We start from the raw sequence: 22,796 nt of genomic DNA, 5'->3' as shown, positions 1-22,796 counted from the left end.
GGGTGACCGCGCGGCCCCCGTCGGCCTACGACGTGCCGGGCAGGGTGGGCGGGAGCGGGGGTTCGAACGAGGGTACGGGCGGTCGCGAGGCACACGCCCCCGTGGCGGAGAGGGCGAGGCCGCTGGTGTTCGCACCTGCCCGCGCCCTGGCCTGCTCGGGCAGCGGACCAGCGCCCACGAAGGTCTCCACTTGCCGACGGTGACCAGCGTGCCTTCCGCCACTGAGATGTCGCTGCCCAGCCGCCACCCCCGCTCCTCCAGCCGACGGACGACGTGCACCACTTCTTCCTTGCCCATCGGATCCTGCGAGAGGGCGACGGCGGAGATGGTGCATTCGCCGAGAGGAGTGACGGTCAGCTGTCCACCGAGGTCCCCCGCGGCGAACCGGAAGTCGCTCATCACCTGCTCGGCGGTCTTCCGCACGACCGCGGAGGACGAGGACACCGGCCGGCCCGAGGCAGTGCCCTCGGCCGACCGCGCACCGAGCCACTTCTCCACCCCTCCAAGTCGAACGGCGAATTCTGTCATGAACGCGCACTAGTCGGGCGAAGCGCGGCCTTCCGTCGTTCGGTTCAGGAGATGGCCCGGAGTGTGCCGTGCCGGGGCCGGTGGTGGAGTTGTTCGACGGACTGGGCGGTCTGGTCGTCCTCGGGGAGGAACACGGTCAACTGCTGTGCTTCCGCTGGGAGTTCGAGTGTCTCGCGGACCAGTCTCAGCTGCGGTCCGGTGGGGTGGCTCAGCCGGAGGGCTCCGCGTTGCGGAACGATGTGCCGGTTCAGGCGCCACGTCAGGTCGGGGCCGGCGAGAGGTGCGAGCTCCGCCCTGAACCACTCGGAGTTCTCGACGGAGGGAGCGAGCCACATGTCGAACGCCTGCTCGTCGGCGACGTCGTCCCAATCGGCGAAGAACGTGCGGGCACGGGGATCGGTGAAGACGTAGCGGGTGAGGTTCGGGGCTTCTGCGTCGAGCAGCCCGCTGCCTCTCATCACCGCGTCGTACGCGCTGGTGTGGGCGAGGATGTCACCCAGCCGGTTGCTGACCACGGCGATGCCCGGTTCGAGGAGGTGGAGGGTCCGCAGAACGGCGGCTCGTACGTGCCGGGAGGCGGGCTCGGGCCGGGGGCGCGCAGTGCATTCGCCGCCAGTGATCTTCGACAGGTAGCGGAGATGGTCGCGCTCGGACGAGGACAGGCTGAGGGCGTCGGCGAGGGCGTTGACCACCGCCACCGAGGGATTGCGGTCGCGGCCCTGCTCGATGCGGGTCAGGTATTCGACACTGATGCCGGCGCGCACCGCGAGATCCTGCCGCCGCAGCCCTGGTGAGCGGCGGCGGCCCCGGTCCGGCAGGCCGAGCGACTCGGGCTGGATGCTGTCGCGCTTGGTCCGGATGAAGTCCCCCAACGGCGTACCCATGCCTTGAGGATAGGGCGGGCCGGTCCGGACGCGGCGGGCTCAGCGTGGCCCTGTGGGGGCCAGCCTGCGCTCGGCCTGGCTACGGCAGACGGCTGCCCGGAGAGTGATGGGCATGAACAACGACACGCACAAGCTCGTGATCATCGTCGGCAGCGTTCGAGAAGGGCGCTTCGGCCCGGTGGTGGCCGACTGGGTCACCGAACAGGCCACCCTGCACGGCGGGTTCGACGTGGAGGTCGTGGATCTGGCCGACTTCGAGATCCCGTCGGCTCTGCCCGCCGAGTCACCGAAATACGCCGGCGAGGATTATCCCCGTCCGGCCGGGATGCGGCCACTGACCACGGCACTGGAGAGCGCGGACGCGTTCGTCGTGGTCACGCCCGAGTACAACCACAGCTATCCCGCCTCCCTGAAAGCGGCCATCGACTGGCACTTCACCCAGTGGACGGCCAAGCCTGTCGCCTTCGTCAGCTACGGGGGCGCGGCGGGCGGCCGCCACGCGGTCCTGCACCTGGAGAACGTACTGACCGAACTTCACGCGGTGACGATCCGCGACGGCCTCGCCTTCCCGAACTACTTCACGGCATGGCAGGACGGTCGTCCGTCCGATACCGAGGCGCCCGGGTACGCGAAGACACTGCTGGAGCAGCTGGCCTGGTGGGCGGGCGCGCTGAGGTCGGCACGCGAGGCCGTTCCCTATCCGGCCTGAGAGAAGCGGGCCCGCCCGCGCCGGAGGCGGACTCTCAGCAGTAGACCAGCGGGCACCCCCGTCTCAGCGAATGCTGGGCCGCGCGCAGGTACAGGGCGACGTAGAAGGACGCGTCCAGGTCCTCGCCCCACGGGCCCGGCGCGGTGGACGCCAGCTTCTCCGCCGCGCCGTCCAGGAACCACATCGTCAGGTCCAGGTTGTCGCACATCTCCGGGACCTCGGGCGGCAGCCCCACCGCCGACGCCAGTTTCTCGGCGATCGCCAGGATCTGGGGTGCGCCCGCGATCACGGTGTCGTCGGAGTACGCGGACTCGACCGCCAGCTCTATCTCCTCGTCCAGGGACACCGGCACCAGCACCGTCCAGCCGAGGAGTGTCTCCGTCTCCGCCTTCGAGAGGTGTGCCTCGCACAGCGCCATGAGGCCGTCCATGGGCGGAACCAGTTTCTCCTCGAAGGACCGGCCCGAGCCCCGTACGAAGTCCACTGACGCCGGTACCGAGTCGTACCGGGGCAGGCCCCGTCGTTCCAACTCCCTGTTCAGGCCCGCCGCGATCTCGGCCCGCCCCTCCTCGCCCTCACCGAACCACTCCTCCGCACCGACATCGACCAGGTATACGCCCATGACCGCAACGTACTGCGCACCACTGACAACGCCGGTGCGCAGTACGAACCCGCGGCAGGGATCACGCGCGGAACGGGCCCGTCACCTCGTACGTGATCCCGCCCGACGAGCTGCCGCTCGTACCCCGCTGGCTCGAGAAGTACAGGCGGCTGCCGTTCGGGGAGAACGCCGGGCCCGTGATCTCCGAGCCCGACTGGCCGTCGACGCGCAGGAAGGGGGCGACCACGTCGTCCGGGGTGATCAGGCAGATCTCCATGGTGCCGCCGTCCTCCGCCACGAACAGGTCGCCCGAGGATGTGCCGGTGATGTTGTCGACGCCGGTCAGCGGGGCCGTGCCCGACGTGACCAGGGAGTCGTCGTACGCCAACTCGTACGTGTTCGTCAGGAGGTTGAGCTGCCAGACGCGGTTGTCGCCCTTCGTGGTGAACCACACCTTGTCGTCGGCGTAGTAGCAACCCTCCCCGCCGTTGAAGGACTTGGAGCCGGAGACCTGGGTGCGGGTGGTCGTCGGGGAGCCGTCCGGGTCGGGAATCGTCGACCAGGTGTAGGAGCCCGACGTGGCCGTGCCGGCCACCAGGACCTGGAGCGTGCCGGACGACAGATCGCCCCAAGTCGTGGGAACGAAGCGGTAGAAGCGGCCGTTCGTCTCGTCCTCCGTCAGATAGACGACCTTGCGGACCGGGTCCGCTGCCGCCGCCTCGTGCTTGAAACGGCCCATCGCCGGGCGCTGCGTCGCCGCCGCCGTGCCCCAGGGATCGGTCTCGTAGACGTACCCCAGCGACACCTCCTCGCAGGACAGCCAGGTGTTCCACGGGGTGCGTCCGCCCGCGCAGTTCTGGCGGGTGCCGGACAGGATGCGGTACGCGGAGGTGATGGCGCCCGTCGAGGAGAACCTCACCGCGCTCGCGCCGCCCGACGGGTTGATCTCCGAGTTGGACACATAGATCCAGCCCGTCCCGTCGGCGTAACAGGCCCCGCCGTCAGGGGCGTTGTGCCAGGTGTACGAGGTTCCGGTGACCGTCTGGCCCGAGCGGGCGATCACGCGGCTGGTGAAGCCGGCGGGGAGTCTGATGCCGTTGGTGTCGGGCGCGGCGAGGGCGCCGTACGGGCCCGTGCCCGGCTGGGCGGGGGCCGCGTGGGCGGCGCCGCGCCACAGGGTGCCGCCGAAGACGGCCGCCGAACCGCCGATGACGGCGGCGCGCAGCAGGGTACGGCGTTCCACGTGTGCGTTGACTCGTGCGTCCACTCTCGCTCCAAAGGGGGGTGGCGTGACGTGCCGTGACGTCAGGGACCTTAGGGCGACGGAGTGGAATTGTCATGTACGCGCGATGTCGGCCCGGCGGTCGTTTGCGACGTCCTGGCCGCCGACTGTTTGCCTGACGCGGTTGGTCCTGCGGGACCTGTACCCGTGTCCGAACGGCTGTCCCTGCAGCACGTGTTGGGCCGACGGCAGCCGAACCACCGCGTCCAGACCACCCGTTGCGGCCTCCCGCAGACTCACCTCCCCGCTGCTCGCCAACGCCAGCCGCTGTACGAGGGCCAGGCCCAGGCCCGTACCGCCCTTGGGGGCGCCGGGCGCACGCCAGAAGCGGTCGAAGGCGCGCCCGCGTTGTTCCGCCGTCATACCGGGGCCCTCGTCGGTGATGTGCAGGTCGATCCAAGTGGACCGGTTCTCACGGTGGTTGAGGTGATTGAGGGGAGTGCGGGAGGTGCGGCGAGGGTGGGAGGGGGCGACGGCACGGAGTTCCATGGTCACCGTGCTGTGGGGCGGCGAGACCCGCAGGGCGTTGGAGAGAAGATTGTCGATGATCTGCTCCACCGCACCCGGCAGCGCCAGCACCGCTCCCACCGGGCCCGCCATCCCCACCGGGCCCGCCGGCCCCACCGGTCCTTCCTGTCCCGTTCCGCCCGTGAACAGGACCAGCGAGACACCTCGTTGCGCGAACAGCGGCGCCCATGTCCCGTGCCGTTCCGCGCAGATGCCGGCCAGGTCGACCGGCCCGGGATCCGCCGCGTCCTCCTCCAGGCGGGCCATCGCGAGCAGCCCCTCGACCATCCGGGCCAGCCGGTCCGTCTCCGTCAGCGCGGCGGTGAGGCTGCCCCGGGCGTGCTGGGCGATGTCGGGCTCCAGATTCTCCAGCCGCAGCCGAAGCGCCGCCAGCGGAGTCTTCAGCTGGTGCGAGGCCTCGCCCGCGAACGCCCGCTGCGAGGCGAGGAGATGAGCGAGCCGCGCGGCCGTACGGTTGAACGCGGCGGCGAGGCTCCGCACTTCGGGCGGGCCCGAGGTCACCGCGACCGGCGCTGTCGCCCCACCGTCCGCCAACTCGTGTGTGGCCCGCTCCAGTTCACGGATCGGACGCCCCGCCCACCGCGCGCACGCGAACGCCACGACGGCCACCGCGGTCAGTACCCCGAGCCCGGCGACGGCCAGCAGCAGCCACACCTGGTGCACACTGGCCCGCACCATCTCCGTGGGAAGCGTGATCCGTACCGCGCCACTCACCTGTCCGGTCCCGTGCCCGACCGGGGACGCCACGGACAGGTAGTGCACCCCACCTATCGTGGACGTACGGACATGAGTCGTCGCCGTCCCGGCGAGCGCGGCGGTCACCTCCGGGCGGGTCGACAGCTCGCGCTGCTCGCCGGCGGTCAACCGGTGTGATGCCGCAACGAGTTGGCCGCGCGCGTCGACGATGAACACCTGGCCGCCGATCCGCCGGGCGCAGTGCGCCGCCCTGGCCGCCAGCTCGTCCGAGCGCCCCGACGCCAGGGACAGCGCGGCGAACGCCGACACCGACTCCGCCTCGTCGTTGGCGGAGTTGACGATCCGCTCCCGCTCGGCCCGCGAGTACACGATGCCCAGCGGGATCTCCAGGCCCAGCAGGACGAGGGCGGCGAGGCTGAGGTAACTCAGCAGGAGGCGGCGGGTCATGAGGCCGCGGCCCGAGGACCGCCCGGGGTGCGTACCGCGAGCCGGAAGCCGACCCCCCGTAACGTCTGGATCCACGCCGGGTTGCCCAACTTCCGCCGCAGCGTGGCGACATGGACGTCCAGGGTCTTGGTGGGCCCCTGGTAGTGGGTGTCCCAGACGTGGGTCAGGATCTGCCGCCTCGAATACACGGCACCCGGATCCTCGGAGAGCAGCGCCAGCAGCTCGAACTCCTTGGGCGTCAACGCGACGGCCACGTCTCCGACCCACACCTGACGGGTGCGGCGATCGACCACGAGGGGGCCAGGAGTGGGGGTGGGCGTCTCTTCGGGAGCGGGGGCGGGGGCGGCACTCTGCGAGGAGTGGGGGGAGGGCGAGCCGTGCGAGGCGTGTGACGCGTACGAGTCGAACGATTCGTACGCGTCAAAGGACGCGGCGGGGGCCGGGGCCGGGGAGGGCGAGGGGGACGGAGGCCTGAACGCGGGCGCCGCCGGCGAAGGGGGCTGCGCCGCGTACACCGGAGGCTCGTACGCCTCGTACGACTCGTACGCTGCGTACTCCGGAACCTCGTACGCGAAGGCCGGTTCCTGTGGTGGCGGCGACGCCTGCGCTGCCGTCACGTACGGGTCCGGACGTCGTGTGCGGCGGGTCACCGCCCGTATCCGGGCCACCAGTTCACGCATGCTGAATGGTTTCGCCAGATAGTCGTCGGCGCCCAGTTCCAGGCCCAGGACCCGGTCGGCCTCCTCGCCGCGCGCGCTGAGGATGATGATCGGGACCTCGGAGGTCTGACGGATGCCCCGGCACACGTCGATACCGTCGATGTCGGGCAGGCCCAGGTCCAGCAGGACGACGTCGCCGTGCGGCCCTCTCAGCCCCTCGGCACCGGTGGCGACGTGCGCGACCGTCAGCCCGAAGTTCCGCAGGCCCTCGGCCAGCGGTTCGGCGATCGTCTCGTCGTCCTCGATGAGCAGCACTCGTACGCCCATACGTCCTGTCTCCCGCTCTCCCACTCCCATGAATTCCTGAAGTCGACACGCTACAAGACGCAAGAATCCCTGCCGAGCGGATCCAGGACAATGTGAAAAGCCCCTCAGAAGCCTGGTCGCGATTTAGTGTTCCTCTAACCTTCCTCTGGTCATCGCTCCTCTAGCGTTCATGGTGGCAGGAAAAACCCCATGTCAGACGTCATCTGGAGGGATCATGAAGGCCTTGCTTGACCGCGCCCGCTCGTTCAAACGGCACGTCGATTTCGAGAGCGGCGAATACCGGAAACTGGCCGAAGGGCAGAATCCGGAGGTTTTGTTCATTACCTGCTCGGACTCGCGGGTCATACCCGCGCTGATCACCGGGGCGCGGCCCGGCGAGATATTCGAGCTGCGGAATGCGGGCAATATCGTGCCGCCGCACAGCACGTACGGGGCCGCCTCCGGTGAGGCCGCCACCATCGAGTACGCACTGGAGGTGCTCGGCGTTCAGCACCTCGTCGTCTGTGGCCACTCCCACTGCGGAGCCATGAACGCCCTGAAGTCCGGCGACGACCTCTCCGCGCTGCCCGGCGTGGACGCGTGGCTGCAGCTGGCCCGCCCGGAACTGGCCCCCGTACTCACCGAGGCGTCCGACGACCCGTCGTCGCTGCCCGAGGTGGTGCAGCGCAACGTCGTCAACCAGCTTGCCGTACTGCGGAGTTACCCGGGTGTGCGGCAGCGGCTGGAGACGGGCCGGCTGTCGCTGCACGGCTGGTACTACGAGATCGACACCGGCCGGGTCTCCGAGCTGGACGAGGACGACCGCTTCCGCGTGCACGCGTCATGAGCGGCCAGCACGGCCGCCACGCGCAGGGCACCCGCACCCGCACCCGCCCGGCAGCGCCCCCGCCGCCACCACCGTCTCCCAACAACCCTGCGGGCAAGCCGACTTCAACCTCGGCGCGGGCCGGTCGCCCCAACCTCGCGACCGAGATCACCGCCTCCCTCGTCGTCTTCCTCGTGGCGCTGCCGCTCTGTATCGGCGTCGCCGTCGCCTCCGGGGTGCCCGCCGAACTCGGCATCATCTCCGGGGTCATCGGAGGACTGGTCGTCGGGGCGGCCCGGGGGAGCACTCTCCAGGTCAGCGGTCCCGCCGCCGGCCTTGCCGCGCTCGTCGCGGAGACCGTGGGGGAGTTCGGCGTCGCCTCGCTCGGCGTGATCGTGCTCGGGTCGGGAATCCTGCAGATCGTCCTCGGCCTCGTACGGCTCGGCCGGATGTTCCAGGCCATCTCGCTCGCCGTCGTCCAGGGCATGCTGGCCGGCATCGGACTCCCGCTGATCTTCGGCCAGTTGTACCCGATGTCCGACTCCAAGGCCCCCGGCACCCCGCTGGAGAACATCGCCGGTGTGCCCGGACTCGTCGCGGACACGCTCGCCGACCGGCAGGCGATGACCGCCGCGCTGCTCGGCCTCGTCACCATCGTGCTCAGCTTCCTCTGGAAGAAGATGCCGGGCCCGTTGAAGAAGATCCCGGCCGCGCTGGTCGCCGTGGGGATCGGGATCGGTGTCGCCGCGATGCCGGGCGTGGACGTGAAGACGCTCCAGGTGGGCAACCTGCTGGCGTCGGTGGACATGCCGGGGACCGGGCAGCTGGCAGGCCTCGCCGATGTCGGCATTCTCACCGCGATCCTCACCTTCACCGTCATCGCCTCGGCGGAGAGCCTGTTCACGGCGGCGGCCGTCGACCGGATGCACAGCGGCCCGCGTACGCGCTACAACGCCGAACTCATCGCGCAGGGCGCCGGAAACACGGTCGCCGGGCTACTCGGCGCGCTGCCCATCACGGCCGTGGTCGCGCGCAGTTCGGCCAACGTGCAGGCCGGTGCGAAGACCCGTATCTCCCGTACGCTGCACGGCCTTTGGCTGCTCGCCTTCGCCCTGCTGCTGCCGCAGGTCCTCGCACTGATCCCGATCTCGGTGCTCGCGGGTGTCCTCGTACACAGCGGCTGGAAGCTGTTCGCGCCCGCCGAGTTCCCGAAGATGTGGCGCCAGGACCGGGGCGAGTTCGCCGTCATGACGCTCACCACGCTGGTCATCGTGGCGACCGCGCTGCTGGAGGGCGTCCTCATCGGGCTCGCCGCCGGGGTGGTGCTGGCCGCGCTGCGCATGTCCCGGACCGTCATCCGCCAGGACCTCGACGGTGACGACGACGTCGCCCAGGTCGTCATGGCCGGCAACGCCACCTTCCTGCGGCTGCCGCAGGTCATCGAGGCGCTCGAGGCCGCCGCCGCGTCGGGCAGGCCCGGCATCCGCCTCGACCTGACCGGCGTCACCCACCTGGACCACGCCTGCCGCAACCAGGTCGAGGAGTTCACCGCCCAGCAGAGGGGACTGGGGACGCGGGTGGAACTGCTGATGCCGGACCCCACTGCGAAGAAGGCTTCCCTCGACAAGGACGCTCGCGACCAGGGTTTCCCCGACGCGACATTCCCCGAGGCGACCTTCCCCGACCCGATCGAGGGAACGGTGCTGTCGTCGGGCCCGGGCCCCGACGCCGAGTGGTTCTACCTGGACACGCAACCCGTCCCCGACAGCTACCCCTACCCCCATGTCCACCCGGACCGGGGACCACTCGTGCACTGAGCACCCCGGCTCCCCGGGCCGCCGCCAGATGGCCAGAACCCTACGGTGCGTGGGCCCTGGTCTGCACAACTCCGTTGCCACGCAGGCGCGTTCACCTAGGTTGGTGCCCAAAGATCACCACCGGAACACAGGAGGCTCTGCCGTGTTGGACGACGACCCCTCGCCCTCGGTCGGCACCGGCGCACGGGCGCGGGCGCACATCGACACTTCCAAGCCGCACTCGGCCCGCTTCTGGAACTACTTCGTCGGCGGCAAGGACAACTACGAGGTCGACCGGGAGATCGGGGACCACATCAAGGAGATCTTCCCCGGCCTCGTGGACGTGGCCGTCACGAGCCGCCACTTCTTAGGACGCGCCGTCCGGTACCTCGCCGAAGAGCAGGGCGTACGCCAGTTCCTGGACGTCGGTACCGGCCTGCCGACCGCCGACAACACCCACGAGGTCGCGCAGCGCGTCGCCCCGGACGCCCGGATCGTGTACGTCGACAACGACCCCATCGTGCTGGCCCACGCGAACGCCCTGCTCGGCAGCACCCCCGAGGGCCGGACCGTCTATCTGAACGCCGACCTGTACGCCCCCGAGACCATCCTCGAGGCCGCGGCCGACACCCTCGACCTCTCCCGGCCGGTCGGCCTGATGATCCTCAACACGCTCGGCCATGTCGCCGACCACAAGGAGGCGCGCGACCTGGTCGACCGGCTCATGGCGGGCCTGCCCTCGGGCAGCCACCTGGTGATCAGCGACAGCACCGCCACCAGCGAGGGCATGATCGCCGCGTCGGACGCGTACAACGCGAGCGGCGCCGTCCCGTACTACGTACGGAGCGTCGAGGAGATCGCCGCGTTCTTCGACGGCCTCGACCTGGTGTCCCCGGGCGTCGTCCAGGTACCGGAGTGGCGCCCCGACCTCCGGGACCCGGCGGCTCCTGCCACGGCGGTCGACGCCTACTGCGGGGTGGGCCGCAAGCCCTGACGCACCTCCGGCGAGATCAGCGGCGGCATCAGCGGCGAGCGGCGACACGGACCGGGATCTGGCCATCGGGGCCCTTTCGGGAGCAGTCTTGGGTCCGGATCCGGGTCCGGATCCTGACCCCGGGCCTGCCGGACCCCTTCAGCCGCTCGCCGCTCGCCACTCGCCGCTCACGGAGGTACCCGAACATGCCGGGCTGGAACGCGCAGGACATCCCCGACCAGAGTGGCCGGATCGCCGTCGTCACCGGTGCCAACAGTGGTCTCGGGTACGTCACCGCACGGGAGTTGGCGCGCAAGGGAGCCCGGGTGGTGCTCGCCTGCCGGAGCGAGGGGCGCGGGAACGAGGCGGTGGGGCGGCTGCTGGAGCAAGTGCCGGACGCCATCGCCGAGTTCTGGCCGCTGGACCTCGCGGACCTGGGCTCCGTAAGGGAGTTCGCGGACCGACTGCCGTACGAGCGGATCGACCTCCTCGTCAACAACGCGGGGGTGATGGCGATGCCGTACGGGCAGACGGCGGACGGGTTCGAGACGCAGTTCGGGATCAACCACCTCGGGCACTTCGCGCTCACCGGGCTGCTCTTCCCGGCGCTGCTCGGTACGCCCGGCGCCCGGATCGTCAACCTCTCCAGTGGGGCCCACCTGCTCGGCAACATCGACATCGACGACCTCAACAGCGAGCGCCGCTACCGGCGTTGGACCGCGTACGGGCGTTCCAAGACGGCCAACCTGCTCTTCACGCACGAGCTGGCGCGCAGGCTGGCCGCGATCGGCTCCGGTGTCGTGGCCGCCGCCGCGCACCCCGGGTACGCGGCCACCAACCTCCAGACCGCCGCGCCGAAGATGCAGGGCAACAGGGGCGCCGAGCGGTTCATGGAGATCGGCAACCGCTACTTCGCCCAGTCCGCCGAGGCGGGCGCCCTGCCCACCCTGTACGCGGCCACCGCGCCGGACGTACGGCCCGACGCGTTCATCGGCCCCCGGATCCTGGGCTGGCGCGGGGCGCCCGCCAAGTCGTGGCGGGCCTCCTGGACGCTCAACGACCGTGCGGGGGAACGGCTTTGGGCCGCCTCCGAGCAGCTCACCGGAGTGACGTACGAGGGCCTCAAGTCGTGAACGCGAAGCGGCGCCCCGGACGGCTTTGGCCGGGGCGCCGCTTCACGTTCATCACTCGGGTGGGTCAGGCGGCGGTACGCACCTCGTACGCCGTCACCGCCACCGTCTCGTCGTCGAGGCAGCGGCCCGACTCCAGGTCGAAGCGCTGCTTCAGGAGCGGCGAGGCGACGTACGGGCGGCCCTGGTGGGTGCCGGTGAGGCCGCGGGAGAGGACCGCCGCGCCGCCGAACGGGTCACGGTTGTCGATGGCGTACAGACTGCCCGCGCGGTCGCGGAAGATGGCCGCCTGGCGCCCGTCGGGCAGCAGGGCCGCCACGCCGCGGCCCGGCTGCAGAAGGCTCAGGTCGCAGACGGTGAACCAGTCCTCGGCGCCTTCGCCGAGGCGGAGTTGGATCTTCAGGTCGGTCGTCTCGGGGGCCAGGGTCATCGCTGGGCGCTTCCTTCCAGGACGTCATCGGCGGGGCGCAGGCCGATGGACAGCAGCGGCAGGTCGGGCTTGATCTGGTCGCGCTCGGGGACGAAGCCGACGACCGGGTCGGGGGTGTCCGGCGCGTTCACGAAGGACACGAACCGGGAGAGCTTCTCGGGGTCGTTGATGGTGTCGGCCCACTCGTCGCGGTAGTGGGCGACATGCGCGGTCATCAGCGACTCCAGCTCCTCGCAGATGCCGAGGGAGTCCTCCACGACCACATCGCGTACGTGGTCCAGGCCGCCGGGGATCCGCTCGAGCCAGGTCGACGTGCGCTCCAGACGGTCCGCGGTGCGGATGTAGAACATCAGGAACCGGTCGATCAGCTTGATCAGTTCGGCGTCGTTGAGGTCCTGGGCCAGCAGGTCCGCGTGGCGCGGGGTCGCGCCGCCGTTGCCGCCGACGTACAGGTTCCAGCCGCCCGAGGTGGCGATGATGCCGAAGTCCTTGGACTGGGCCTCGGCGCACTCGCGGGCGCAGCCGGACACCGCCGACTTGAGCTTGTGCGGCGACCTGAGGCCCCGGTAGCGCAGCTCCAGGTCGATCGCCATCCGGACCGAGTCCTGGACGCCGTAGCGGCACCAGGTCTGGCCGACGCAGGACTTCACCGTACGCAGCGACTTGCCGTAGGCGTGGCCCGACTCGAAGCCGGCGTCCACCAACCTCGTCCAGATCAGCGGGAGTTGCTCGACGCGGGCGCCGAACATGTCGATCCGCTGGCCGCCGGTGATCTTCGTGTAGAGGCCGAAGTCGCGGGCGATCTCACCGATGACGATCAGCCCCTCCGGAGTGATCTCACCGCCGGGGATACGCGGGACGACGGAGTACGAGCCGTTCTTCTGCAGGTTGGCGAGGAAGTGGTCGTTGGTCTCCTGCAGCGCCGCCTGCTCGCCGTCGAGGACGTGGACGCTCGCGCCGATGACCGGGGCGAGGGAGGCGATGATCGAGGCGACCGCCGGCTTGCAGATGTCGCAGCCGTCACCGCCCTTGGCGTTGTCGCGGCCGTAGCGGTCCAGCAGGTCCTGGTAGGTGTTGATGCGCAGCGCGAGGACGATCTCGTACAGCTCCTCGCGGGTCTGCGAGAAGCAGCCGCACAGGCCCTTGTCGACGACGACACCGCTCGCCTCCAGCTCGGCGGTGACGAGCTGGCCGAGGACCTTGACGCAACTCCCGCACGTCGTACCGGCCTTGGTGCACTTCTTCACCTCGGGCACGGTGGTGCAGCTGTGCTCGGTGACCGCGCCGCGGATCGTGCCCTTGGTGACGTTGTTGCAGGAGCAGATGATCGCGGAGTCCGGCAGCGCGGTCGGGCCGAGCTGGGCCGGCGCGCCGGCGCCGGCCGGGAGCACCAGGGACTCGGGGGAGACCGGCGGGACCGTACCGGTGAACGCGCGCAACGTGCCGTAGGCCTCCGCGTCGCCGACCAGGATGCCGCCGAGCAGCGTGCCGTCGCGGCCGATGACGAGCTTCTTGTACAGACCCGAGCGGGAGTCGGAGTAGACGACGTCGAGGCAGTCCTCGGCGGTCCCGTGCGCGTCGCCGAAGGACGCCACGTCGACGCCGAGCAGCTTCAGCTTGGTGGAGAGGTCGGCGCCCGTGAAGGCTGCCTCGTCGGCGGCGATGGTCGCGGCGGCCGTCTCGGCCTGCTCGTAACCGGGGGCGACCAGGCCGTACACCCGGCCGTCGGAGGCCAGCGCGCACTCGCCGATCGCGAAGACGTGCGGGTCGTTGACCGAGCGGCACTGCTCGTCGACCGCGATGCCGCCGCGCTCGCCGACCGTCAGGCCCGACTCGCGGGCCAGCTGGTCGCGGGGGCGGACACCGGCGCTGAACACGACCAGGTCGGTGGCGAGTTCGGAACCGTCGGACAGCTTCATACCGGTGACCGCGCCGTCCTCGCCGACGACGATCTCCTGCGTGCCCACGCCCGTGTGGACGGACAGGCCCATGTCCTCGATGGTGCGCAGCAGCGCCGCGCCACCGCCCTCGTCGACCTGCACCGGCATCAGCCGCGGCGCGAACTCGACGATGTGCGAGGTGAGTCCGAGACCCTTCAGCGCGCCGGCCGCCTCGAGTCCGAGCAGACCACCGCCGACCACGGCACCCGTCGTACGGGTGCTCGCGTACTCCTCGATGGCGAGGAGGTCGTCGATGGTGCGGTAGACGAAGCAGCCCTTGGCATCCTTGCCCGGGACCGGCGGCACGAAGGGGTAGGAGCCGGTGGCCAGGACCAGGACGTCGTAGTCGACGACCAGACCCGAGCGCGCGGTCACCCGCTTCGCCTCGCGGTCGATGGTCTCGGCGGGGTCACCGATGTGCAGCTCGATGCCCTCCTTCTCGATGAACTCCATGTCGGTCATCGAGAGGTCCTCGGGCGTCTTGCCCGAGAAGTACGAGGTCAGAGCAACGCGGTCGTATGCAGGACGCGGCTCCTCGCAGAGCACGACCACGCGGTGCTGCGCGGTCAGACCGCGCTCGGCGAGCGCTTCGAGGAAACGCTGGCCGACCATGCCGTGGCCGACGAGGACGATCGTGGGGGTGGCCCCATCAGTGGCGGTCATTAGGAGCCTCCATCGTTGGTGAGCAGGTGGAGCAACGGGCCGCCGTCAGTGGGGAGCGGCTCTGCTCCCTCCCAGGCGCGCGCGAGGGCGCCGACGGTGCCGAGTTCGCCGACGAGCACCCCGCCGACCAGCCGGTCGTCACGGACGACGACCTTGCGGTACGTGCCCCGGGTGGCGTCGGCGAGCTGGATGACGTCGTCGCCGGGGCGGGGGTCCGGCTCGCCGAACGCGGCGAGGTCGAAGGGGTTGCCGGTGTCGGCGGTGAAGTCGGTGAGGGTGAGCCGGGTCAGGGCCCGGGTGCCGGTGTAACGGGCGCCCGTGTCCCCGGCCTCGTCGGCCAGCAACTCGGCCAGGACCTCGGCCTGTTCGAGGGCGGGGGTGGCCAGCCCGTAGAGCGTCCCCTGGTGCTGGGCGCAGTCCCCGAGGGCCCGGATGTGCGGGTCGGAGGTGCGCAGCTCGTCGTCGACGAGGATGCCCTTGTGCAGGGCGAGCCCCGCGTCGCGCGCGAGCCCCACCCGGGGGGAGACACCGCAGGCCAGTACGACGAGGTCGGTGTCGAGCGCGTAGTGGTCGGCCATCTCGACCGAGCGGACCCGGCCGCCCACAGTGCGCACATTGCGGACCCGGCACTCGGTGTGCACCTCGACGCCCAGCTCCTTGAGGTGCCGCAGCACCAACTCGGAGGCACCGGGGTCGAGCTGACGCTCCATCAGCCGTTCGGCCTGCTGGGCGAGAACGACCTGCGCGCCGCGTACGGCGAGTGCGCGGGCGGCGGAGACACCGAGGAGCCCGCCGCCGATGACGACGGCCCGCGACCCCGGCCGTACTGCCTCGGACAGGCCGAGGCAGTCGTCCATGGTGCGGAACGCGTGGACGCCTTCCGGGAGTTCGTGATCCGGGGTGAACAGCCCACGCAGGGGCGGGAGTACGGGGTTGGAGCCCGTCGCCAGCACCAGCGTCCCGTATGCGATCGACGAACCGTCCGAGAAGTGCACGGTCCGCTCGGCGCGGTCGATGCGCTCGGCCCGGGCACGGACCAGCCGGTCCGGCGTCGGCAGGGCGATCACCTCGGGGGCGTACCGGCCGGCGAGGACCTCGGCGAGCAGCACCCTGTTGTACGGGCGGTGCTCCTCCTCACCGACGAGCACGACGTCCGAGGCGGACAGGCCGAGCTCACCGAGCCGCCGGGCGAGTCGCACGCCCGCGAGCCCGGCGCCGATCACCACCACACGCGCATTCGAGGTCATGTACTGCAGCGTGCGTTGCCGGTGTTACCCGGCAGCATCACGTCTGTTTCCCGGGAGGCACGCTTCCCTCAGCGGGGGCGGCGAGCGGGTGTGAGGGTTCGGTGGGTGTGCGGAAGAGGGCTGTGAGGTGCGTGAACGATACGGCCGAAAGGCGCTCGACCGCTACCCGTCCACCCGCCTGGTGCTGCGGGAGGCGAAGGCTCTGAAGATCCTCAAACGTCCAGTAATGAGTGGTGCCAGCATGCGCCCGTTACATAAGCTCACGATCATGCCTGACATATCACTGCCCATGATCGCCGCCCTGTGCCTCGCCGCCCTCGCGGCCGGCTGGATCGACGCAGTCGTGGGCGGCGGCGGCCTGCTCATGATGCCCGTCCTGCTGCTGGGGCTGCCGGACACGTCGTCGGCGGCACAGTACGCGCTCGGCACCAACAAGGCCACGGCGATCGTCGGCACCACAGGCGCGGCCGTGACGTATACACGCAAGGTGCCGGTGGACGTACGTCTGGCGATACGTATCGGTCTCGCTGCGGTCGCCGGATCGACGGCTGGGGCGTTCGTCGCGGCAGGCATGAGCACGGACACCCTGAAGCCGGTCATCATGGTCGTCCTGCTCGGCGTCGGCACCTTCGTGATCTTCAGGCCCGCCTTCGGTACGGCCCCGGCGACCACCCCGGTCTCCGCGCGCCGCGTCCTCGCCGCGATCGGACTCGCCGGCCTCGGCATCGGCTTCTACGACGGCCTCATCGGCCCCGGCACGGGCACCTTCCTCGTCCTCGCGCTCACCGCGCTGCTCCACCTCGACCTGGTCACGGCCTCCGCGACGGCCAAGGTCGTCAACTGCTGCACCAACGCGGGCGCCCTCGCGATCTTCGCCTGGCAGGGCACGGTCTACTGGGAGCTGGGCGCGCTGCTGGCCGCGTTCAACCTCGTCGGCGGGATGGTCGGGGCGCGTACGGCACTGAAGAAGGGGAGCGGGTTCGTACGGGTGGTGCTGCTGGTGGTGGTGTTCACGCTGGTGGCGAATCTGGCGTACCAGCAGTGGGTGGCGTGATGACGCTCAGCGGGCGCCGGCCTCCCCCGATGAGGTGGGCGAAGACGACGACGTTCCCCTCGTATCCGGTTTCCGGCGTGTAACTTCCGCCGCAGGTGATGACACGCAGTTCGGGGCGGGACGCGGCGCCGTACACCTTCTCGTCGGGGAAACGGTCCCTGTCATACACCTCCACGGCGTCGACGACGAAGCGGGCGGTGGTCCCGTCGAGCCGTTCGACCTCCACCGTGCCGCCCTTCTGCAGGGCGCCGAGCCGGTAGAAGACGGACGGGCCGTCGGCGTTGTCGACATGCCCGGCGACGATCGCGGTCCCCGTCTCACCGGGGACGGTTCCGGCCTCGTACCAGCCGGCGAGATCCTCCCGCTCGAGCGGCGGAACCTCCAGGCTGCCGGTGGGGGTGAGGCCGAGGCCCATCAGCGGGGCATTCACACCGATGGCGGGGATGCGGATACGGAGGGGCGGGGAGGGCGGGAGCGCGGGGGCGGCCGGCTTGCCGGTGGGCTGCGGGCCGGTGGGGTGCGTACGGGCCTGGGCGGCGGACGGCTGCGGCGGGGCGTGCGTCTCACCGCCGCCGCGCACCAGCCAGGCGCCGGAACAGAGGGCGGCGAAGGTGACGAGGGCTATGACCAGGTTGGCGATTCTGCGACGCACAGCGAGCCTCCCGAATGCCCAACCCCTGTTTTTCCCCTGCTTTCCCCTGCTTTCCCCGGTTTTTGCCCTGTTTCATTTCCTCGCGATGTTTGCCCCTGGCCCCCCTCCGGGCCGCGAGGGGCGTCGGGCCCGGAGGGAGGGGGACATGCGGTACCGGCGGACGGACGGCGGAGGGTGTCCGTCAGATCCCGTCGCCTCTCGCCCGGCGATGCAGGAGCCAGGTACCGCCCGCGGCGGCGACGGCGAGAGCCGCCACACCGCCCGCGGTCCGCACGGGGTCGGGACCGAGCGCGCCACCGACCCCCGTCTTCACACTCCCCCTGGGATGTACGGGAGGCCGCACGGGCTCCCGGGTGGAGGTGAGCGTGACGACCAGATCACCACTGACCTCCTGCCGTCCACCCCCCTCTCGATCACACCGGGCGACGATCTCGTACGTCCCCGGCTGCGCTCCCGGCGGCACCCGGAACTGCCCGACGGCGACCTCCTGGTGCGTACCGGGCGCGAGTACGAAGGCCCCGGCGCCCACCGCGCTGGCGTCACCGGCGGCGGTCCCGCCCACTCCGCAGGCCGTCGTGTTGACGGTGACCTGGGCGCCGGGGGTGACGGTCTTCGGGTACACCTCCAGGGCACCACCACCGCCGGTACCGCCGTACACGGGCGAGGCGACGCCTGTGGCCGCGCCCGCGACGGTGACGGCGAGCGCGGTACCGGTCAGCAGGCGGGCGGCGGTACGTCGCATCGGGCTTGCTCCTCCGAGAGCTCGCGAACGGGGTGGTCTGCTACCGAGGTAAGTGGCAGGGACCCGGACGCGCTCCCTGAGGGCCCGTCAGAAATACGGTGAACGGGTGGCGCGGGACGCCGGGGGAGCGGCTCGCGCGTCGACATTTCGGCAGGTCATCGCCGTACGGCCGGAGTGTCGCGAAAGTGAACCCGAAGGGCCCAGCCGGGGGTGTGAACGGGTGAACGGGAGGGGGTCGGCAGGACGACTTGACCTCAAGAAAGCTTGAGGTACGAGGCTGTGGCACATGCAGACACCGACTGAACCTGTTGAACCCGTACGTGTGACCGTGGTCGTGGGCAGCAACCGCGAGGGGCGTTTCGGCCCCGTCGTGGCCGCCTGGATCCTGGACCGGCTCGCGGCCCGCGACGACCTTGTGGCGGAGGTCGTGGACGTCGCGGAAACAGCGCTCCCGACGACCTTCGCGGCCGACGCGGACACGAGGACCGAACTGGCGACGATCACCCCGAAACTGTCGGCCGCGGACGCGTTCATCGTCCTGACCCCCGAGTACAACCACTCCTACCCGGCCGCCCTCAAGAACCTCATCGACTGGCACTACACGGAGTGGCAGGCCAAACCGGTCGCCTTCGTCTCGTACGGCGGCGTCTCCGGCGGCCTCCGCGCGGTCGAACACCTGCGCCAGGTCTTCGCGGAACTCCACGCGACGACGGTCCGGGACACGGTCTCCTTCCACAACGCGGGCGCGTCCTTCGACGACGAGGGGCAACTGAGGGACCCGTCGGGACCGAACGCGGCGGCGAAGACGATGCTGGACCAAGTGGTGTGGTGGGGCCGGACGTTGAGGGAGGGACGGGCGGCGCGGGCGTACGGGGGGTAGTGGCCCGTCACTCGGTGCCGGGCGGAAAGCCGTAGATGCCGTCGCCCGTCGGTGGCGCGTCCGGGATCTCGGGAGGACAGATTCCCCAGTTCCTGGCAATGGCCATCACGTGCCTCTCGACGGGCATGGCGGCGTACCAGTCGTCCCACTCGGCTTCGTCCCAGGACGACCTCCCCTCCTCCATCCCCCTGATTCCGACACCGAGTTGGCGCTCGATCTCGGTCGGCTCACCGAGTCGCAGGGGCACGCCACCGTCATAGCAGTAGGCCCGGACGACTTCGCCGGCCTCCACTCTCGCCCAGGCGTGGTACTCGGAGATGCGATCGGTGTGGAAGAACTGAAGGTCGCCCAACTGGTGGCCGAGTGACCGCAGCCAGGACAGGAGGGAGGGACCGTAGTCCACAACTCCGGCTGTGAGGTGGACTCGACCGTGAGCCAGCGTCCAGCCGTCCACGGGAGTGGCCACGAAGACACCTCGCCGGTACGCCGCTTCTGTCCCCGCCTCCCAGTCCATCGTCACGCGCTCAAGCAGCCCGAGCGCGTCGGCGACCTGCTCGTTGTCGCCGCCGGGCACAGCCAGCCAGGACGTCTTGTAGCCGATTCCCACGGCGATCCCCTCCCTCGCGCTCGCGCAGTCTCTGCGAATAAAACCCGAGTAGCCCCTGATTGCCCCATACCTGACACTGTGATATGTTGGAAATGATCCATTTTTCACATCTTGCGCAGCCGCTCGCACCCCACGTAGGCGCGGCCAAGACCTACTGGTCTCCATCTGTGTACGTGCCAATCAGGGGAAGCTCGTAGCGGAATTTCATGGCTTGCCGCAGGCGCGGCTGCCACATTCCAGCAATACTCTCCCCGATTTGGCTCCCGATCAACAAGTGAGAGGGGCCTCGGGAATGAAAAAAACCCTGGCCGAGCTACGCGCCCTCGCCGCACAGGTGGGGTTCACCGGCAACGACATCAAAATCGCGGCGGCCGTCGCCATGGCAGAGTCCAAAGGCGACCCAGCCATTGTCGGAGACCAGCAATTCGTCGACCACAAGTGGGGGCCGTCCATTGGTCTCTTCCAGATACGCTCGCTCAAGCACCCGGGGCAGTTCTCCCCACCGGACACGCTCAGAGTCGCCGCGAAGCTCAAGGATCCGCTCTACAACGCCAAGACGGCAAAGGCCATCAAGGACGCGCACAACTGGAAGCAGTGGTCCACGTTCACGAACGGGGCCTACAAGCAGTACATGGATGGTGGTTCCGTCGGCCACGCCAACTTCGAGCCGTTCCCTGGTGCGTCGTTCTTCCACAGCGGAAAGAAGTCGCCGGTCATCGCGGCAATGCACCATCGGCTCGTCGCCGAGGACTGCAACCGGTACCAGTCGAGCGCCAACGCCGACGTATGGGGCCCGGGCGACGTGAAGTCCTACGCCGCCTGGCAGCGGAAACTCGACTTCAAAGGTGACGACGCCAACGGCATCCCCGGCAAGACCAGTTGGGACAAGCTACAGGTCCCTGACGTCTGAAACTCGAGAATCGGCGACACAGGGTTGTGGTGACTGAAAGGATGGTGTCATGCCCGAGAAGAACTTCGACCAAGAGGACCTGAAAGCGGCCCTCGAGAAGACCGACACCGCCGACGGACCCGGCACCGACGACCTCGACGCCCTTCCGGAGAGCGACTTCGTCGCCTTCGCCGAGGAGGGCGTCGAAAACGACGCGGAGGCTCCCAAGTGACCGCCACCATCGCTTACGACCGTTCCGTCGCGAATTTCATCGACAAACTCAGCGCGACTGGCCACGTCACCCATAAGTCCTATAAGAAGACGTCGGTCACGCTGCACCACAACGCCGGCCGGTTTTCGCACCAGGGTCTCCTCGACGTCTGGAAGGAGCGTCCGGCTTCGGCCCACTTCGACATTGACGCCGCCGGTGCCGTCGCCCAGTACGTCAAGGTGAACGAGTACGCCTGGGCCGTCGGCAACGTGGCCGGCAACCAGCGCTCGATCAGCATCGAAATGGCGAACGCAACGCTCGGGCCCGGCTGGACGGTCGCCGAGGTCACCTGGAAGAACGCCGCACGTCTCGCCGGCTGGCTCTTCGCCAAGGTGATCGGCGAACGCCCCAGCAAGAGCAACCTCTTCTACCACCACCACTGGTCCGCGACCGACTGCGCCGGCCCGCACATGGAACAGCTCTACGGCAAGGTCCTCGCGGCGGCTCAGGAGGCGTACGACCACTTCAAGGGTTCCCAACCCGTCTCCGGGTCGGATACAGAGCCGTTCCCTGGTGCGTCGTTCTTCCACGCCGGAAAGAAGTCGCCGGTCATCGAGGCAATGCACCATCGGCTCGTCGCCGAGGACTGCAACCGGTACCAGTCGAGCGCCAACGCCGATGTATGGGGTTCGGGCGACGTGAAGTCCTACGCTGCCTGGCAGAAGAAGCTGGGCTTCGAAGGCGACGATGCCGACGGCATCCCGGGCAAGACCAGCTGGGACAAGCTGCAGGTCCCGAACGTCTGACCGTCCTCAGGGTCGTGGCCACGAGGTCACAACGACTGCACAACGGGTCGGCGGCGGCACCGCGGCTCGATGCCGATCGTCCCTATGGTCCGGTGTACAGGGGGTACGCAAAGCTCCCCGGATCAGGGGGGGGCCACCGTGCAGTGGACAACATCGTGGCGGGGGCCGATCGCCCAGCGTTTCACAGGCGCCCTCGCGGCCTGCGCGGCCCTGGCGGCAACTTCGGGATGCACGGTCCCCGTTGACGCCGTAGCGGGCATATCGGTGACCGAGGACGGTCACTTGGTCGGCGTCATGATGGTCTGCGGACATCACATCGACGGCGCGACGCTGTACGTGGACAGCGAGGACCCCGGCAAGGAGGTGACGGTCGGTTCCTGGACAGCCGCCGGCCCTCTCAAGCCCGGCCTCACCACCTGGCCTCTGGACACCCCTGCCCCCGGCTGGACAGCGACCACACCTCTCAACTCCCTTACCCCGAAGACCACTTACACCCTGTACGGCTGGACCAAGGACAACTCGTGGTCGTCGAGCAGTGTGTCGTTCACGTCGGCTGACCGGGATCGACTGACACCGGGAACGGTCCGCTATGAGGGTGCCGAGGCTGCGGTCACTGTCCCGGTGGGGGAGTTCGAGGCGAGGGCTTGCGAGGGTGATTGAGACGGGCGGTCGTCTGTGACGGCGGATCTGCAGCAGCCGCGCTCTCCCACCAGCCCACACGGCCGACCCCACTCCTCAAGACGGCCACGGGGAACGTTTGCGCTGTAGAGCGGCGTCGTGCCGAGTCTCTGACGCGCATCTCGAACATCTACTGCTGGGGCGGGAGCGGAGGCGAAGGCACGGGCGAGCGCGAGCACACGCCTGTCGCCGAGAAGGCGAGGGCTCCGGTGTTCGGGCTCGCCTGCGCCTTGACGTTGTCGGGTACAGGCCCTCCGCCCAGGATGATTGTCCACTCGCCTGACTCGAGGAAGGTTCCCTCCGTCAGGGATACCTCACCGTCCAGTTGCCATCCCCGGAGCTCCAACCTGTGGACAATACGCAGTAGTTCCTCTCTCCCGGGGACCTGTAGGGACAGGGCGAGGGCGTAGACGATACATTCCCGATCCAAGGGGTCTTTAGTGATCTTCAGTCCCTGACCGAAGTCCTTGGTCGCGAAGTGCGCGTCACTCACCACCTCTGCTCGAGTCTTCTCGCCGGTTGCGGACGACGAGGATGATGCCGACGATCGCGCCGACACGGTTGCTTCGGGTGACGTCGGCGCACCCGAATCGCTGCCCTCCTGGCAACCCGCGATCAACGGGGCAGCGACC

23 protein-coding genes are annotated in these 22,796 nt (G+C 69.6%); 11 read left to right on the top strand and 12 right to left on the bottom strand.

The window, feature by feature from the left end:
* Positions 1 to 25: 25 nt before the first annotated feature.
* Together ABZ855_RS41180 and ABZ855_RS41175 are read right to left on the bottom strand one after the other, a co-directional pair.
* The gene (locus tag ABZ855_RS41180; RefSeq protein WP_360816699.1) at positions 26 to 190 is read right to left on the bottom strand and encodes a hypothetical protein; all 165 of its coding nucleotides are present in this window, start codon (positions 188 to 190) and stop codon (positions 26 to 28) included.
* Between the two features lie 382 nt (positions 191 to 572).
* Complete coding sequence (locus tag ABZ855_RS41175) at positions 573 to 1,412, bottom strand: helix-turn-helix transcriptional regulator (protein ID WP_360816697.1); 840 nt, start codon at positions 1,410 to 1,412, stop codon at positions 573 to 575.
* Between the two features lie 112 nt (positions 1,413 to 1,524).
* On the opposite strand from ABZ855_RS41175, the gene ABZ855_RS41170 reads away from it, so the two are divergent.
* The gene (locus tag ABZ855_RS41170) at positions 1,525 to 2,121 is read left to right on the top strand and encodes an NAD(P)H-dependent oxidoreductase (RefSeq protein ID WP_360816693.1); all 597 of its coding nucleotides are present in this window, start codon (positions 1,525 to 1,527) and stop codon (positions 2,119 to 2,121) included.
* A gap of 34 nt (positions 2,122 to 2,155) precedes the next feature.
* Here the strand turns inward: ABZ855_RS41170 and ABZ855_RS41165 are convergent, their stop codons facing one another.
* From ABZ855_RS41165 to ABZ855_RS41150, 4 genes are all read right to left on the bottom strand, one after another.
* On the bottom strand, positions 2,156 to 2,743 hold the full coding sequence (locus ABZ855_RS41165) for a hypothetical protein (RefSeq protein ID WP_360816691.1): 588 nt from the start codon (positions 2,741 to 2,743) through the stop codon (positions 2,156 to 2,158).
* Between the two features lie 61 nt (positions 2,744 to 2,804).
* A complete protein-coding gene (locus ABZ855_RS41160; protein WP_360816774.1) occupies positions 2,805 to 3,965 on the bottom strand; it encodes an alkaline phosphatase PhoX in 1,161 nt (386 codons plus the stop codon).
* Between the two features lie 93 nt (positions 3,966 to 4,058).
* Positions 4,059 to 5,675: an ATP-binding protein gene (locus ABZ855_RS41155; RefSeq protein ID WP_360816688.1), complete on the bottom strand. Its 1,617-nt coding sequence runs from the start codon at positions 5,673 to 5,675 to the stop codon at positions 4,059 to 4,061.
* A complete protein-coding gene (locus ABZ855_RS41150; RefSeq protein WP_360816685.1) occupies positions 5,672 to 6,661 on the bottom strand; it encodes a response regulator transcription factor in 990 nt (329 codons plus the stop codon). Before ABZ855_RS41150 ends, ABZ855_RS41155 begins: the two co-directional genes overlap by 4 nt.
* Positions 6,662 to 6,875: 214 nt before the next feature.
* Between ABZ855_RS41150 and ABZ855_RS41145 the strand changes: the two genes are divergently transcribed.
* The 4 genes from ABZ855_RS41145 to ABZ855_RS41130 all read left to right on the top strand — a co-directional run bounded on the left by ABZ855_RS41145 (position 6,876) and on the right by ABZ855_RS41130 (position 11,368).
* A complete protein-coding gene (locus tag ABZ855_RS41145; RefSeq protein WP_360816682.1) occupies positions 6,876 to 7,487 on the top strand; it encodes a carbonic anhydrase in 612 nt (203 codons plus the stop codon).
* Positions 7,484 to 9,283: a SulP family inorganic anion transporter gene (locus tag ABZ855_RS41140; RefSeq protein WP_360816679.1), complete on the top strand. Its 1,800-nt coding sequence runs from the start codon at positions 7,484 to 7,486 to the stop codon at positions 9,281 to 9,283. Before ABZ855_RS41145 ends, ABZ855_RS41140 begins: the two co-directional genes overlap by 4 nt.
* A 142-nt stretch (positions 9,284 to 9,425) precedes the next feature.
* Complete coding sequence (locus ABZ855_RS41135; protein ID WP_360816676.1) at positions 9,426 to 10,256, top strand: SAM-dependent methyltransferase; 831 nt, start codon at positions 9,426 to 9,428, stop codon at positions 10,254 to 10,256.
* 185 nt (positions 10,257 to 10,441) lie between these two features.
* Positions 10,442 to 11,368, top strand: a complete 927-nt coding sequence (locus ABZ855_RS41130; protein ID WP_360816673.1) for an oxidoreductase — start codon at positions 10,442 to 10,444, stop codon at positions 11,366 to 11,368.
* Between the two features lie 64 nt (positions 11,369 to 11,432).
* Here ABZ855_RS41130 and nirD read toward each other — a convergent pair whose 3' ends face one another.
* Genes nirD through ABZ855_RS41115 form a run of 3 tightly spaced genes read right to left on the bottom strand, consistent with a single transcriptional unit; the run spans position 11,433 to position 15,645 of the window.
* Entirely contained in the window at positions 11,433 to 11,795 is a 363-nt protein-coding gene (gene nirD, locus ABZ855_RS41125) for a nitrite reductase small subunit NirD (protein WP_360816670.1), read from the bottom strand.
* Positions 11,792 to 14,398 (bottom strand): nitrite reductase large subunit NirB, encoded by a 2,607-nt coding sequence (gene nirB / locus ABZ855_RS41120; protein ID WP_360816667.1) that lies wholly within the window; start codon positions 14,396 to 14,398, stop codon positions 11,792 to 11,794. The genes nirD and nirB overlap by 4 nt, the downstream gene beginning before the upstream one ends.
* Positions 14,398 to 15,645, bottom strand: coding sequence for an FAD-dependent oxidoreductase (locus ABZ855_RS41115; RefSeq protein ID WP_360816665.1), 1,248 nt, complete (start codon positions 15,643 to 15,645; stop codon positions 14,398 to 14,400). Before ABZ855_RS41115 ends, nirB begins: the two co-directional genes overlap by 1 nt.
* Before the next feature lie 268 nt (positions 15,646 to 15,913).
* On the opposite strand from ABZ855_RS41115, the gene ABZ855_RS41110 reads away from it, so the two are divergent.
* Positions 15,914 to 16,699, top strand: a complete 786-nt coding sequence (locus ABZ855_RS41110) for a TSUP family transporter (protein ID WP_360816662.1) — start codon at positions 15,914 to 15,916, stop codon at positions 16,697 to 16,699.
* On the opposite strand, the gene ABZ855_RS41105 is transcribed toward ABZ855_RS41110, so the two are convergent.
* A complete protein-coding gene (locus ABZ855_RS41105) occupies positions 16,656 to 17,351 on the bottom strand; it encodes a class F sortase (RefSeq protein WP_360816659.1) in 696 nt (231 codons plus the stop codon). The two genes, ABZ855_RS41110 and ABZ855_RS41105, sit on opposite strands and share 44 nt — an antisense overlap.
* A gap of 181 nt (positions 17,352 to 17,532) precedes the next feature.
* A complete protein-coding gene (locus ABZ855_RS41100) occupies positions 17,533 to 18,093 on the bottom strand; it encodes a hypothetical protein (RefSeq protein ID WP_360816656.1) in 561 nt (186 codons plus the stop codon).
* A gap of 286 nt (positions 18,094 to 18,379) precedes the next feature.
* Between ABZ855_RS41100 and ABZ855_RS41095 the strand changes: the two genes are divergently transcribed.
* The gene (locus ABZ855_RS41095) at positions 18,380 to 18,973 is read left to right on the top strand and encodes an NAD(P)H-dependent oxidoreductase (protein WP_360816653.1); all 594 of its coding nucleotides are present in this window, start codon (positions 18,380 to 18,382) and stop codon (positions 18,971 to 18,973) included.
* Between the two features lie 7 nt (positions 18,974 to 18,980).
* On the opposite strand, the gene ABZ855_RS41090 is transcribed toward ABZ855_RS41095, so the two are convergent.
* Positions 18,981 to 19,580, bottom strand: coding sequence for a hypothetical protein (locus ABZ855_RS41090; protein WP_360816650.1), 600 nt, complete (start codon positions 19,578 to 19,580; stop codon positions 18,981 to 18,983).
* Between the two features lie 292 nt (positions 19,581 to 19,872).
* On the opposite strand from ABZ855_RS41090, the gene ABZ855_RS41085 reads away from it, so the two are divergent.
* The 4 genes from ABZ855_RS41085 to ABZ855_RS41070 all read left to right on the top strand — a co-directional run bounded on the left by ABZ855_RS41085 (position 19,873) and on the right by ABZ855_RS41070 (position 22,146).
* Positions 19,873 to 20,490 carry a peptidoglycan-binding protein gene (locus ABZ855_RS41085; RefSeq protein ID WP_360816647.1) on the top strand — a complete coding sequence of 206 codons (618 nt, stop codon included), beginning with the start codon at positions 19,873 to 19,875 and terminating at the stop codon, positions 20,488 to 20,490.
* A gap of 49 nt (positions 20,491 to 20,539) precedes the next feature.
* On the top strand, positions 20,540 to 20,701 hold the full coding sequence (locus ABZ855_RS41080) for a hypothetical protein (protein WP_360816644.1): 162 nt from the start codon (positions 20,540 to 20,542) through the stop codon (positions 20,699 to 20,701).
* Positions 20,698 to 21,486, top strand: a complete 789-nt coding sequence (locus tag ABZ855_RS41075) for a peptidoglycan-binding protein (protein WP_360816642.1) — start codon at positions 20,698 to 20,700, stop codon at positions 21,484 to 21,486. Before ABZ855_RS41080 ends, ABZ855_RS41075 begins: the two co-directional genes overlap by 4 nt.
* A gap of 138 nt (positions 21,487 to 21,624) precedes the next feature.
* A complete protein-coding gene (locus ABZ855_RS41070) occupies positions 21,625 to 22,146 on the top strand; it encodes a hypothetical protein (RefSeq protein WP_360816639.1) in 522 nt (173 codons plus the stop codon).
* The last annotated feature ends 650 nt before the right edge of the window (positions 22,147 to 22,796 follow it).

It is taken from the genome of Streptomyces sp. NPDC047042 (assembly GCF_040644035.1).
Lineage (GTDB): Bacteria > Actinomycetota > Actinomycetes > Streptomycetales > Streptomycetaceae > Streptomyces.
This window is presented reverse-complemented; position numbering and strand designations above follow the sequence as displayed.

Bases quoted from the DNA above. Each gene is read 5' to 3' on its own strand.
- ABZ855_RS41165 (WP_360816691.1), bottom strand. From the start codon at position 2,743: ATGGGCGTATACCTGGTCGATGTCGGTGCGGAGGAGTGGTTCGGTGAG.
- ABZ855_RS41080 (WP_360816644.1), top strand. From the start codon at position 20,540: ATGCCCGAGAAGAACTTCGACCAAGAGGACCTGAAAGCGGCCCTCGAG.
- ABZ855_RS41145 (WP_360816682.1), top strand. From the start codon at position 6,876: ATGAAGGCCTTGCTTGACCGCGCCCGCTCGTTCAAACGGCACGTCGAT.
- ABZ855_RS41110 (WP_360816662.1), top strand. From the start codon at position 15,914: ATGCCTGACATATCACTGCCCATGATCGCCGCCCTGTGCCTCGCCGCC.
- ABZ855_RS41095 (WP_360816653.1), top strand. From the start codon at position 18,380: ATGCAGACACCGACTGAACCTGTTGAACCCGTACGTGTGACCGTGGTC.
- ABZ855_RS41175 (WP_360816697.1), bottom strand. From the start codon at position 1,412: ATGGGTACGCCGTTGGGGGACTTCATCCGGACCAAGCGCGACAGCATC.
- nirD (WP_360816670.1), bottom strand. From the start codon at position 11,795: ATGACCCTGGCCCCCGAGACGACCGACCTGAAGATCCAACTCCGCCTC.
- ABZ855_RS41140 (WP_360816679.1), top strand. From the start codon at position 7,484: ATGAGCGGCCAGCACGGCCGCCACGCGCAGGGCACCCGCACCCGCACC.
- ABZ855_RS41155 (WP_360816688.1), bottom strand. From the start codon at position 5,675: ATGACCCGCCGCCTCCTGCTGAGTTACCTCAGCCTCGCCGCCCTCGTC.
- ABZ855_RS41170 (WP_360816693.1), top strand. From the start codon at position 1,525: ATGAACAACGACACGCACAAGCTCGTGATCATCGTCGGCAGCGTTCGA.
- ABZ855_RS41115 (WP_360816665.1), bottom strand. From the start codon at position 15,645: ATGACCTCGAATGCGCGTGTGGTGGTGATCGGCGCCGGGCTCGCGGGC.
- ABZ855_RS41130 (WP_360816673.1), top strand. From the start codon at position 10,442: ATGCCGGGCTGGAACGCGCAGGACATCCCCGACCAGAGTGGCCGGATC.
- ABZ855_RS41085 (WP_360816647.1), top strand. From the start codon at position 19,873: ATGAAAAAAACCCTGGCCGAGCTACGCGCCCTCGCCGCACAGGTGGGG.
- ABZ855_RS41150 (WP_360816685.1), bottom strand. From the start codon at position 6,661: ATGGGCGTACGAGTGCTGCTCATCGAGGACGACGAGACGATCGCCGAA.
- ABZ855_RS41100 (WP_360816656.1), bottom strand. From the start codon at position 18,093: ATGCGACGTACCGCCGCCCGCCTGCTGACCGGTACCGCGCTCGCCGTC.
- nirB (WP_360816667.1), bottom strand. From the start codon at position 14,398: ATGACCGCCACTGATGGGGCCACCCCCACGATCGTCCTCGTCGGCCAC.